The organism is Thermoanaerobacter ethanolicus JW 200 (genome assembly GCF_003722315.1).
GTDB lineage: Bacteria > Bacillota > Thermoanaerobacteria > Thermoanaerobacterales > Thermoanaerobacteraceae > Thermoanaerobacter > Thermoanaerobacter ethanolicus.
Map to the genome: position 1 here is coordinate 2263582 of NZ_CP033580.1, position 12017 is coordinate 2275598.

At 32.6% G+C, this 12017-nt stretch carries 13 protein-coding genes and 3 pseudogenes; 4 read left to right on the forward strand and 12 right to left on the reverse strand.

Annotated elements, in window-relative coordinates:
* Nucleotides 1-22: 22 nt before the first annotated feature.
* The 9 genes and pseudogenes from EB239_RS11395 to EB239_RS11430 form a co-directional block, all read right to left on the reverse strand.
* Nucleotides 23-778 (reverse strand): annotated as a pseudogene (locus tag EB239_RS11395) (ISLre2 family transposase); the annotation flags it as partial.
* 208 nt (nt 779-986) lie between these two features.
* The gene (locus EB239_RS11400) at nt 987-1787 is read right to left on the reverse strand and encodes an ExeA family protein (RefSeq protein ID WP_003871651.1); all 801 of its coding nucleotides are present in this window, start codon (nt 1785-1787) and stop codon (nt 987-989) included.
* 16 nt (nt 1788-1803) lie between these two features.
* Entirely contained in the window at nt 1804-3120 is a 1317-nt protein-coding gene (locus EB239_RS11405) for a DDE-type integrase/transposase/recombinase (protein WP_129545082.1), read from the reverse strand.
* Between the two features lie 136 nt (nt 3121-3256).
* Nucleotides 3257-3838: a DUF6431 domain-containing protein gene (locus tag EB239_RS11410; protein ID WP_003870792.1), complete on the reverse strand. Its 582-nt coding sequence runs from the start codon at nt 3836-3838 to the stop codon at nt 3257-3259.
* Nucleotides 3839-3980: 142 nt separating this feature from the next.
* A pseudogene (locus EB239_RS11415) lies at nt 3981-4637 on the reverse strand (UPF0236 family transposase-like protein); the annotation flags it as partial.
* 152 nt (nt 4638-4789) lie between these two features.
* Nucleotides 4790-7024, reverse strand: coding sequence for an ABC transporter permease (locus EB239_RS11420; RefSeq protein ID WP_003870790.1), 2235 nt, complete (start codon nt 7022-7024; stop codon nt 4790-4792).
* Nucleotides 7024-7287: a hypothetical protein gene (locus EB239_RS15370; protein ID WP_003870789.1), complete on the reverse strand. Its 264-nt coding sequence runs from the start codon at nt 7285-7287 to the stop codon at nt 7024-7026. The genes EB239_RS11420 and EB239_RS15370 overlap by 1 nt, the downstream gene beginning before the upstream one ends.
* Complete coding sequence (locus tag EB239_RS11425; protein WP_003870788.1) at nt 7238-7723, reverse strand: ABC transporter ATP-binding protein; 486 nt, start codon at nt 7721-7723, stop codon at nt 7238-7240. The genes EB239_RS15370 and EB239_RS11425 overlap by 50 nt, the downstream gene beginning before the upstream one ends.
* Before the next feature lie 92 nt (nt 7724-7815).
* Nucleotides 7816-8490: a TetR/AcrR family transcriptional regulator gene (locus tag EB239_RS11430; protein ID WP_003870787.1), complete on the reverse strand. Its 675-nt coding sequence runs from the start codon at nt 8488-8490 to the stop codon at nt 7816-7818.
* A gap of 292 nt (nt 8491-8782) precedes the next feature.
* Here EB239_RS11430 and EB239_RS15065 point away from each other — a divergent pair, with 292 nt between their 5' ends.
* The 4 genes and pseudogenes from EB239_RS15065 to EB239_RS15080 form a co-directional block, all read left to right on the forward strand.
* Nucleotides 8783-8923 (forward strand): transposase family protein, encoded by a 141-nt coding sequence (locus EB239_RS15065; protein ID WP_228378972.1) that lies wholly within the window; start codon nt 8783-8785, stop codon nt 8921-8923.
* Nucleotides 8875-9018, forward strand: coding sequence for a hypothetical protein (locus EB239_RS15070; RefSeq protein WP_318261474.1), 144 nt, complete (start codon nt 8875-8877; stop codon nt 9016-9018). The genes EB239_RS15065 and EB239_RS15070 overlap by 49 nt, the downstream gene beginning before the upstream one ends.
* Nucleotides 9019-9079: 61 nt before the next feature.
* Nucleotides 9080-9310, forward strand: a complete 231-nt coding sequence (locus EB239_RS15075) for a transposase (protein WP_003870786.1) — start codon at nt 9080-9082, stop codon at nt 9308-9310.
* A pseudogene (locus tag EB239_RS15080) lies at nt 9294-9407 on the forward strand (transposase); the annotation flags it as partial. The gene EB239_RS15075 and the pseudogene EB239_RS15080, both read left to right, overlap by 17 nt.
* A 381-nt stretch (nt 9408-9788) precedes the next feature.
* Here the strand turns inward: EB239_RS15080 and dhaL are convergent.
* The 3 genes from dhaL to EB239_RS15085 all read right to left on the reverse strand — a co-directional run bounded on the left by dhaL (nt 9789) and on the right by EB239_RS15085 (nt 11949).
* A complete protein-coding gene (gene dhaL, locus EB239_RS11450) occupies nt 9789-10430 on the reverse strand; it encodes a dihydroxyacetone kinase subunit DhaL (RefSeq protein WP_003870785.1) in 642 nt (213 codons plus the stop codon).
* A gap of 99 nt (nt 10431-10529) precedes the next feature.
* The gene (locus tag EB239_RS11455; protein WP_003870784.1) at nt 10530-11525 is read right to left on the reverse strand and encodes a dihydroxyacetone kinase subunit DhaK; all 996 of its coding nucleotides are present in this window, start codon (nt 11523-11525) and stop codon (nt 10530-10532) included.
* Between the two features lie 220 nt (nt 11526-11745).
* Nucleotides 11746-11949 (reverse strand): PTS-dependent dihydroxyacetone kinase phosphotransferase subunit DhaM, encoded by a 204-nt coding sequence (locus tag EB239_RS15085; RefSeq protein WP_003870783.1) that lies wholly within the window; start codon nt 11947-11949, stop codon nt 11746-11748.
* Between the last annotated feature and the right edge of the window lie 68 nt (nt 11950-12017).

Consider the following 12017-nt stretch of genomic DNA (forward strand, 5'->3'; position numbering starts at 1 on the left):
AATTTTTTACAGTCTCTTTTTTTTATATAACTTGCGCATATTTTATTGCTCTTAAAATCCTATATATTGGTGTCACTTTCCCTATATTTAAAACTGTAATATTATTTATCTTTTCATTTGTAGACGTTTTAATTCTCCTTACCGCCTCTTTTATTTGCTTCTTTGTTAATTTGTAGCTCCCTGCATTTATATTCTCTTTCTTACCCCATTCTATTTCTCTTAAATCTCCTCCGTTCTTGCTAAATACTCTTAATTTCGCCATTAACTTTAATCCTTCTCTACTCCATCCCAATGGATTCCTACTTAATCTAGAAGAAAATACATGACTTATATGCCCTTCTGCACTGCACCCTATTACATCTTTGTCTTTACTGTATATCTCTACTCCTTCCCAATTATTTAGTATGTACCTCTTGGCCTCTTTTACCTTCTCTTTTTCTCTCTCTTCCTCTGCTGCCTTTATTAACTCATCCAATACCTTCTTTACTCCTTCTTTATCCCCTTCATTTATTGCTCTCCATATCTTATCTCTATACTTTGGCTCTTTTGATGTTGCTTTTAATACGTATTTGTTTAAATGATATCTGTCTAACACAAACCTTGATTTTGCTATCCACTCTAATCCCTCTTTTATCCACGGTGCTCCATCTCCTGCTATGTATATCTTCTCTATCTTCTCTTCCTTGTAATTTTCTTCTATGTAATTTGCTACATCTATCCATATGTCTTCAGCTTTCTCTCCTACGTATGCCTTGTAATGCACATTTCTCAGTATGTCAATTCTCAAATTAAATCTCCAAAGATTTTCAAATTATAATGGCATTTTTTAAGTGTATAAAAGTATTTTTTCTCAAATTATCACAGCCTGATTAAAAATTTTTTTCACTTTTTAAGAGCATTACCGCTAAAATATGTTAATATCTGTTATTGGCAATTTGGGTTAATTGATGTATAATAAAAAATGAGAGTAGCGAAAGCTACTACTCTCACAAACTGATTTCATTTTGTGCCTGGTATATTACTTCTTCATCTATTTCTCTTAGCCTTTTAGAATACGCATAGAGAAGAGAAGCTGTTACCAGGTTATTTATTATCCTTGGGAGCCCTTTTGTTAGAGAATATATTGCTTCATATGCTGATGGTGTAAATATATCATTCACCACTCCGGCTATTTTCATTCTTGTTTTTATATAATCTTGAATTTCTTCTTTTTTTAGCCCTTGCATCACATACTTTATAGAAATTCTTTGCCTTAGTGCACTGTTTACATTCAAGGCTAGTTTGTTTCTTATGTGTGGTTGTCCTGAAAGTATCAATATATACGGGTTTTGAGAATCCATATTAAAGTTAAATATTATTCTCAAATCTTCAAGAACATCGTTAGAAACCAGTTGTATTTCATCTAATATTATGACAGGAGTTATCTTCTGGCTATAGTAAAGTTCTGTTATCGCTCTTTGTATCTGGTGAAAGAGCGTTACTTTTTTGTATGAGGGTGTTTCGCCTAAAATCATAGCCAATGCTTGATAGAATTCTCTCACTGTGAGTGTAGATAGAGCAAAGTAACATGGTTTAAATGTAGAACGGTTGAGGCTTTCAGCATATCTTCTTAATGCGGTAGATTTGCCTGAACCGGCCTCCCCAACGATAAGTCCTATACCCCTTGTTTCTTGTAAATATTTTAGCCTGGCATTTAATTCAGCAATGTCTTCACTTATGTAAAGGTCGTTTACACTTATCTCTTTAGAAAATGGATTAAATTTCATTCCAAAATATTGGGTAAACATTGTAAACACCTCTTTTTTAATCAATGATATCGTTAAAGGATATCACTGTGTGTTTAATAAAATCAACTAACTCTTCATTTCTGCTTACAGCATTTTTGTTTTGGGTGTATCCTATGGGAATTTTAGCATTATCATGAAAATTTACCTTATACGCTTCCCCCACTTTTTTGCCTTCATGAAAAAGTAGAAGAGGTGTATTATCCTTAAGCCACTGCGGGTCATATCTGACTTCTAAGCGCATACCTTTAAACTTTTCTTCTGTTTCATAAAGTATATTTTCCACTTTAAGTGTAGCATCTTTGTTTACTTTACGATTTACTCTTATGAGAAAACATTCATTCAACATATCTATGTCACCACACATATTTACCCTTGATATTTGAGACATGAAAAAATCTAAAGGACTCATGCCAATACTGCTGTGTTCTTTTCGGTTGTAATCATCCTCCAGCCATTTAAAAAACATCATATTGAGCTCATCTATACTCTTTATGGATGTAGGATCTATTGTGCTTAAAAATCTCATTCTCACCGTATGAAAGAATCTTTCTATTTTTCCTTTTGAATGAGGTGAAAAGGGCTCAGTATGAATAAGAGATGTACCTAGTGAGGCACATATATATTCAAATTGACTGCTTCTATATATCTTTCCATTGTCAGTGTAGAGCATTTTGGGTATTCCCCTTCTTAGCACTGCTTCTTTAAATGAGTCTCTTAAAGCTAAAAAATTCTGGGTATAGTAAAAGTGAGCATAGGTACACAGCCTGGAAGCATCATCTATATATGCAATAAGGTACGTTTGTCTCTTTGTTTTACCTTCTTTAATATATGGCCCATACATGACATCAGTTTGCCACAGTTCATTGATGTATTCATGGGAAAACCTCTTTGTTTTACCCTCTTTTTCTTTATCTAAAGATTTTACAGGAATGTTTTTCAAAAACCTATAGAATGTCGAAAGGGATACTTTATCCGGTGATATTATTCCTTCTCCTATCAATGTTTCATAAAGAAGTTTGTTTGGCATTTCAGGATGTTCAAGCTTCTTTTGCTTTATTTTCTCTGAAAGTTCAAAGTCTATCTTTCTGTATTTGCCTCTGTCGCTTCGATAACCCGGCTTTAACGCTTCTATACCACCTCTTAAATACTGATATAGCCACCCTCTAAGTGTCTTGGGAGTATATCTTCTCATTCCAAGATAAGGTATCTCAATAGGTTTATCGGAAAGAGCATCAAAATATTCTTTCTGATTTTTTACCTGTCCGTTTAGCACCGGACTTATCAGTGAAAATCTCTTTAATGCTATAACTTCTCTCGCTTTTTCATCAAGCATTTATATGTTCCCCCTTCACTTTTTTGATTTCTTAATCGTAATTTTAGCTCATACCTGGGGGACATTAAAGGAAAAAGTTATGTTGCTAAGAAAAAATCAAAATTTTTATTTAAATTTTTCAGGTTTAATGCTAGAATTATGTGAGAGAGGCCAGAAATGATTTTTGGCAATGAGCATAAAACCGTTGGGAGAAGAGTGGTACAATGCTTATTATGTCCAAAATCTCTCTGGCCCTCTCTCTTTGTGAGTCAGTCTCAGATAACTTTATGTAAGGGTCTATTTGCCTTAATCCGTATATGATAAAACTTAAATTATTCATTATCCTTTTGGTGTAAAAATATATATGCTGTCTTGAAAATAGTATGGTAGGAAAGTTTCTTTTTAAGTCACTTATGAAAGAACTGAGAGTTTTTTCTCTTGTAAGTGTCTCTTTTAAAGACTTTACAATCATATTGAAAGAATACTGAAAATGGGGGAGACAGAAATCAGGAAGGTAGGAAAGAGTTCTTTTGCACACAGGACATATATATCTTCTTATGGCTATTTTTATACAGTTAGGTCCATCTAAATAGTAACGGTAATAAAACCCGTGCTTTTTTAGTTTTACTCTACACTTGCAATCGGGATAAGGACATCTATCTGGTGGGTCAGGAAAATTGTAATCTTTACCTTTATGTAAATATTCTTCAATGTTATCAACATGGAAAATTATTTGCATAAGTAACCTCTCCAATTAAAATTAATGCTAAAGGAATCTGAAAAAATTTTTTTAAATTCCTTTAGCATTAATTTTATCACAAGATTATTTAATCTGAAAAATTTTATCGGTTTTGGGCTAAATTAATTTGAGAAATGACACTCAGTACATTTCTACCATTTTTCTCTTCTTTACCTTCATGTATGTATATCAATCGCGGTGTTTCATTGCTGCCATCTTGCAAAGGCACATGGTCTTCATCTGCTTCTATGTATAATACCCTTACTTCTTTCTTCTCTTTTATTTCTCTCTTTACCTCTACTTCTCCTATTTCCCTTATTGCGTTTAATACCGTCTGTTTACTTAACTCCTCTGGACATGCTTTTTTACTGCTTATTTCATATGATTCTTCTATTGCGTTTTCTACTAACTTTATTTTTACTCCCTTTTCTATCCTATCGTGCCGTCCTATCTCTAATGCATCATCCACCAAATATGTATATCTTCCATCCTCTTTAGATTTGTAATATGTCCTCTCATATTCAATATCCCCAAGGACTGTCGTTAATCTCTTTTTATCTTTCCTCTCTACTACCCATTTTTCTTTCCTTCTCTTATCTTCTTTTATTATCCTATCTAACTCTTCAATAATTGCTTCTATTGCCTCTCTACCTAGTTTGTCCGTCAGTTCCTTTATCCTTGCTGCAAGCTCTGTAATATTCATTCCTTTATTTAATAAATCACCAAAAATTTCTACTACTTCCTTAGTGAAATTTAGAGCATTTTGTAGTATAATATCCTCAAAGATATGTTTTTTCACAAGAGACACCCCTTTCTGTATTGTTTTGTTTTCCATAATCTATTTTATCACAGGGGTTGTCTCTTGTTTTTTTTCACCCAAAAAATCCTACGATAATTTTACACTATGAATTAAAGAGGCTATCCACTTACCTTTTTGGACAGCCTCCATTTTTAATCAATTTGTTCTTTTAATATATCTACTGGCATAACCTTGGCAACTTTCCTTCTCACAAGATATCTTGAAAGTATATATGTTACAGCAAGTACAACAAAACAACCAACTACACTCTGCCAGCTCAAATCAAGAGTTAGTGAAATATCTGTATTTTTTGTGGCTGAGCTCATAAGCTGGTTCATGGTAAATTTCGAAAGTGGAATACCAAGCAAAAATCCTATCGCGAAGGAATAGCTGTTAAAACCCAAGATCATCTTGAAAATCTGTTTTTCTTTGAATCCTAACATCTTCAAAATTCCAATATTCTTTTTGTTTTCAGTAATAGCTAAGCCCGACAAAACATAGATTATCAGCAGTGCCAAAATTGCTGAGATAAGACCAAGCACTTCTATGGATTTTTGTAACGTTACAGCTGAACCTTTGAGAGTTTCTATCATGTAATTTTTATCCTGCGCATCAAATAGCATCTGTTTTGGAATCTGGACTGGAGTATCAGAATAAAGTCCTATAAAACTTCCTTTTTCAAACCCGAATATCTTATTGAACTCATTTATATCCATAAAGCCTTGGTTGCCAACTGGAATATCAGCGATCTTTCCAACCTTTAATTTGTATTTCTTTCCATCAAACTTATTTTTAAGCTCAATCTCTTGCCCCTCTTTCGCATTTAATTTTTGCGCTAATGGTCGTGTTATGACAAAACCACTATTTACTTCTATTCTTGCTCCTCTTTCATCAAAAAGCTTAACCATATTTGAATTCTTCTCAATTCCATAAATCACAATATTAAAATTGCCATTTTTTGTTTCAAAAGCCTGAAAATTAAAAGGTTCTACTTTATACTTCTTAAAATTTAGCTCTGTATGAGTACTGATTGAATTTAAAATATACATATACTTGTATTCAAAGTTCTTTTCATAAACTTTATTTATTGCATCTATCACAGCATTTTTTGCACTCAATCCGTACATCAAAAGGATTGTTGAAAAAATCACGCCTACCACCAAAACAGCTTCTCGGGCGAAATGCCGAACCCCATACTTAAACATAATTCTATTTTGAAAACTAAATTTATCCAAAAAGCTTAACCTTGGCAGTTTGTTGAACTTTATCTCGTCAACCCCATGAAGCATCTCAACAATTGTAAGTTTGAAAAATCTCTTAATGGCAACATAGCCAGAACTTAGAATAAAAACTCCTGGAAGAAACATTGCAATAAAAAGCTCTGATATAGGATAGACATTCTTTACAACAGGTAAAGCAAAATAGGCCCTGAAAAAAGTTGAAAAAGGAATTGCTTCAATAAAGCCCAAGACAGAACCAAAAATACTCCCAATTAGCCAAATATAAATTGGCAGATGCATAAAGACTTTTATTACCTCTTTATCCGAATATCCTAAGGAATAAAGGGTTCCTATCTCTGCATGCATATTGTTGATAAGCCTTCGCATAACAATAAACAAAATTACTGATGACATGAATATCACAAACAAACTTATTGGCAATGTTGACCTTTTCACACTGTCAATTTTAATCTCAGCAAAAGTGATGCGAGGATTTTCTGATCTTGATACAAACTTTAAAAGGCCCCATTTTTGATTTACATCACTTTTAAAACTATCAATATCTTTGAGATTCCCTTTGAACATATAATAATGATAAGGAAAAACTTTTGCAATTGTTTTCAAGTCCTCTTCATTCATTGCAGCAATTCCAAAGTGTTCAGAATCAGGCAAAAAATCTTGATCGTTTTTGATAATATAAATGTAATCTGGCAAATAAAATATTCCACTTATAATAAAATTCTTATTTGCAATTTTAATTGTATCTCCTATTTTGTATTGATGCTTTTTGAAAAAGTTTGGATCAATTAAAATCTCACCTTTGTGGGGCATATTCCCTAAGCTTACAAATGGTTTATTTATTTGTTTTGAGATTGAAAATACTCTTATTGTTTTATTATCTTCTGAATAGTCAACCATAAGTCTTTCTTCAACCTTTAAATTATACTTTGATTCAAGGTATTTTATGTCAACAGGAAGTGATGTGATAAAGTTTCCATCTTCCTGATTTTGATTTTCAATAAATGCTTTATAATTCTCGTCAATATTTCTTACTGTTATACTAAAAAGAGCATATGCCATTGAAGCAATTGCAACAAGCAGTACAATTGACAAAAACTGAGCCTTTTCTCGTAACATAATCCTTTTTGGAATTCTTTTTATAACCATTACCAGGTCACCTCTTTTGCAGGTACTTTGTTATGATTTTCTATAAATTCTACCACCCTACCGCTTCGCAGACGTATTGTAGCATCTGACATATTGGATATTGCAAGGTTATGGGTGATGATTAAAATTGTTGCGTTGAATCTTTTATTTACATTCTCAAGAAGTTCTAAAACAAGTTTTGCGCTCTCATAATCCAAAGCACCTGTTGGCTCATCACAAAGAATTATGGATGGGTTCTTGACAACAGCTCGTGCAATGGCCACTCTTTGTTGCTGCCCCCCCTGAGAGCTCAAAAGGAAATTTATCTTTTTCTGAATACACATCAACCATCTTCAAAACCTTATCAACATCAAGAGAGTTTTTGCTCAAAACTGCACTTGATAAAACATTTTCATATACAGTAAGGCCGTTTATAAGATTATAAAATTGAAAAACAAAACCAACATAATCGCGCCTGTAAAGTGCAAGCTCGTTTTTGGAAAACTTTGTTATTTCCTTGCTATCAACAAAAACCCTTCCTCTATCTGCCCTATCGAGTCCTCCAAGGATATTAAAAAGGGTAGTCTTACCTGAGCCAGATGGTCCAACAACTGTATAAATTTTCCCCTTTTCAAATTCAAAGCTAACATCATCCAATGCCCTGACATTGTTCGCTCCCACTTTGTAAATTCGTGTCAAGTTTTCAACCACTATAAACATCCAAGCTCATCTCCCAATCAAAAATCTTAAAATTGTTCATTTATATTATGACTAATTGGTCATATGACTGTCAAGTCATATTTGACAATATTTCATTCTTTTTCTAATCCTTCTTTTAAAAGCTTTAAAAACTGTTCAAAAAAACCACGAAAATACTCTATATCCAAAGAATATGTAGAGGTGCCTTCTTGGTTAATTGCTCTTTCTATTACAAATTTTTTTAAATAAAAACTTGCACCTTCTAAAAAAATTGCTATTATAAGAGGATTAATATCATCTCTAATAAATCCTTTTTCCTGGTTGTTTTTAACAATCTCAACTAAAAACTCACGCGATTTAGTCAAAAACTTCTCATTTATTTCATCTTTAAATGGTGAGTCGTTGAAAAAAAATGCTCGCTCAAGCAGAATATATTCGTCTTTTAGAGATTTTAAAGCCAACCATACAGTTTTCAACGAATTTTCGTAATAATCAAATATACTCATCTGCTTTATATTTATTTTATTCAAAAGATCTAAGAATTTAGAATAAGCCATCTCAATTGAATAAAAATACATATCCTTTTTATTTTCAAAATACTGATACATACTCCCCTTTGCAACAGAGCACTCTTTTGCAACATCTGTAATGTCAACCTTGTGATAGGGCTTTTGGGAAAAATATCTTATGAGTGTATCTGTAATAAGTTTTCGCTTTTCTTCTGGAAGATTAAAAAATGTTTGCTTTGGCATCTCTTTAAATATCACCTCAAGATTATTATGACTCATAGGTTATAGTATTGTCAAAAGGTAATTCGCAAAAGTCTGTGTCAAGTTTTCGTAGGTAAATTTTATTAAAAATTTTTGGTTCTATAATAAATGTTGTGGTGGATAAAAATCACTCATAAAAAAAGCGCACTTATTCTGAATTCCTGTTATAATAGAAGTGACCAAACAAAATCCATTAAAAAGAGGCATCAGAATAAGTGCATACAAATTATATCACAAAATTCCTAAAATCTGAAGATATAATTTGGGAGGACAAATAGAAAGTGAAGATGAAATAGAACTCCATATAAGAATGAAACAAAAACCTCATACTTGCCCAAGATGTGGAAAATTAACCTCTAAGGTGCACGACTACAGAACCCAAAGAATAAAAGACATACCATTATGGGGCAAAAAAAACTTTTTATTGTGCCCAGAAAAAGAAGGTTTGTAGACCCTAAGAAAAGAAAAATATTAGACATTCTAAAAGACAGGAAGCAAGAAGTTTTAGTAGATAGTAGAATAAAGAAAGTATTTCAAAAGAAGTAGAAATTTGCTCCTCGCAAAATATCACAGCCTTCATTATAGTTAAAAAGAAAAATTGGATGTAATGTTCTGGTACAGTGATGATTTAAGAATAGCCCATCAACTAAAGGAAAGTTTTAATAACGTGTTAAAAAGCAAATCTTCTGATGAAGCAAAAAAAGAACTAAAATTATGGATACAAAAAGCAAAAGAAAGTGGAATTCTTGATTTCGCTACATGTGTAAAAGTATTTAGTCGTTGGTTTGAAGAAATAGCAAATGCATTTGACGTGCCTTATTACAAACTCTGTAACTGAAGGTTATAACAATAAAATTAAGGTTCTTAAAAGAAATGCTTATGGTTATCAGAATTTCGATAGATTTAGGAAGAGAATATTATACTGCAATGCTTGAGTTAAAGTTTTTTACATTCCTACAGGTATTATTATACTATTTTGTCCTTTAATTACAAGAATGTTGAAGGAAATGTGGTAGAAAATAACTAACTACTTTTATTACAAAATTTATGGTAATTTCTTTATATGTTCAGACAACTTTAAAGTGCAGGCATTCAAAAAAATGCCCACCGCAACTATTGACAAAGAGCCAAAAATCTAAAAAGTTGAGCCATTCACATCCCTCTGGATAAATAAAGGTGAGGACAAAATTAAGAATTTCACTAGAGAGATGAAAAATGGCTCAACATATCAATAATTATACTGAATATCAAACTATAGCCTAATACTGCATACTTGTAACTATCCGCTATATTCTTATACAAAATCTTGTACTAACTTACGGTAAATTATTCATAAATGTTTCTAATATTAGCACTGATGAAGCTGCACCCGGATCAAGGTGTCCTATTGCCCTTTCTCCAAGTCTCATTGCTCTACCCTTCTTTGCTATCAATGGGATAGTAGATTCTGCACCTTTCTTAGATGCTTCTACAAACATCTCAAATGCTTTTTTGGGCTCTATATTTTCTTCTATAGCCTTTGTAAAAGCATCCAACCCCGGCCTTAAAGCGTCGACCATTGTTTTTTCTCCTATTACAGCTTTACCTCTCATTTCAACCGATTCTATTGCCACTTTAAACATATTGTAAAAAACTTCAAAATTAACTTCTTCTTTATTTTCTGCAGGTTCTCCAAATTTCATAAAAAAACCTCCATATAATGGTCCTGCAGCACCACCAACTTTAGATAATAAAGCCATACCTACTTTTTTAAAGAAAAACGTTATATTTTTTTCTTTCCATTCTGCTAAATTTCTCATAACCTCTCTAAATCCTATACTAAGATTTACGCCATGATCACCATCACCTATTTCTGAATCCAATTTAGTTAAATAATCTTTTTGTTGTTCTATAACTTCCGCTAAATTTTCAATAACTTTTATGAAGTAAGATTTTTCAAGTATGTAATTCTTATACATGACAATTTTCACTCCCTTATGTTAGTCTGAAGGTTATTAAACGAACACCACTAATTTCGCTGGTGTTCGCTTCAGAACAATTAATAAACAATTGCTTTATTACTTGATGACACAATAAGGAGTATCGCAAGGATAATCTAATAGCTCTTTCAATTCTTTGTCTAATTTCATTAGAGTAACTGACATGCCTACCATATCCATTGTAGTAGCATATGCTCCCACGAATGACCTATAAATCTTAATTTCGCTTTGTTCTAGAATCTGAGCTACTTTTCTAAAACAAATATGTAAGTCCATTAGCGGAGTAGCTCCTAAACTATTTACAAGTACTGCTACTTCATCTCCCTTACTAAACGGTAAGTCAGGTAATATATGATTCATTATTTCATCAATTACCTTATCAGCTTCCTGTAGTTTACCTCTTCTAACGCCTGGTTCACCATGTATACCCATGCCTATTTCCATAAGTCCTTCCTCTAATTCAAACATTGGTTTACCTGTTGATGGATGTGTTGCTGCTGCAAGTGCAACTCCCATTGTTCTTGTGTTGTCATTTGCTTTTATTGCAGCAGCTTTTACTTCATCCAAATCTGCACCCGTAGCTGCTTTAGCACCTGCTATCTTGAATACAAAGAAATCTCCTGCAATTCCTCTCCGATCTTTAATATTCGCTGAAGAAGCCACATCATCAGTAACCAAAACCGTCTCAACTCTAATTCCATCTGCAGCTGCCATTTCAACTCCCATGTCAAAATTCATTACATCTCCTGCATAATTTCCATATAAATATAGGCATCCACATCCTGCATCTACAGCTTTAACTGCATTATAGCATGGCTCTGGAGAAGGAGAAGTATTGATATTTCCTATAACCGCTGCATCTGCAAAATTTTCGCCAACATATCCTAAGAATAGCGGTTCATGCCCTGAACCTCCTCCTATAATTATCCCTACCTTGTTTTTCACTGGAGCCCTTTTATAAACTACTACACGTCCATCATTTTCAAGTAATTTTACATGTTTATCATGAGCTTTACAAAACCCTTCCAGCATTTCCTCCACCACGTCATACGGATTATTAATTAATCTTCTCATAAAAATCTCCTTTCTTTAATTAACTTAAATTAACCAAATTTATTTACTCTTTTGTTTTCTTCTGCTGCATGAATAAATTTCGTTTTTATTATTAGTAATTGAAGCTTGTATAACAGTTGCTATTGTTCCTACAGCCAAAGGTTCATCTACAAGTATAATTTTTTTCTTAATTCCTCATTTAGCATATCTAACACCATTTGAGTCGCCATAATAGAACTTCCTATATCTGCAAAAATAAAGATATTGTCACCATCATAAATTCCTCTATTACCTTTTTTATTTTTAAAGGATTAGTTCCTATACGCTCATCTTCCGTACCACTAATTGGTATTAACTTGGATTGTTTATTATTCATTTGTTCAGCTATCTCTACAACACCCTCAGCAACCTTTTTGCTATGTGATACTATTATAAAGACTGCCATTTAAATCCCTCTCTTTTGTATCGCTACAACACAATATATTTGCAATAAACTTCATGATTTTCCCTCAT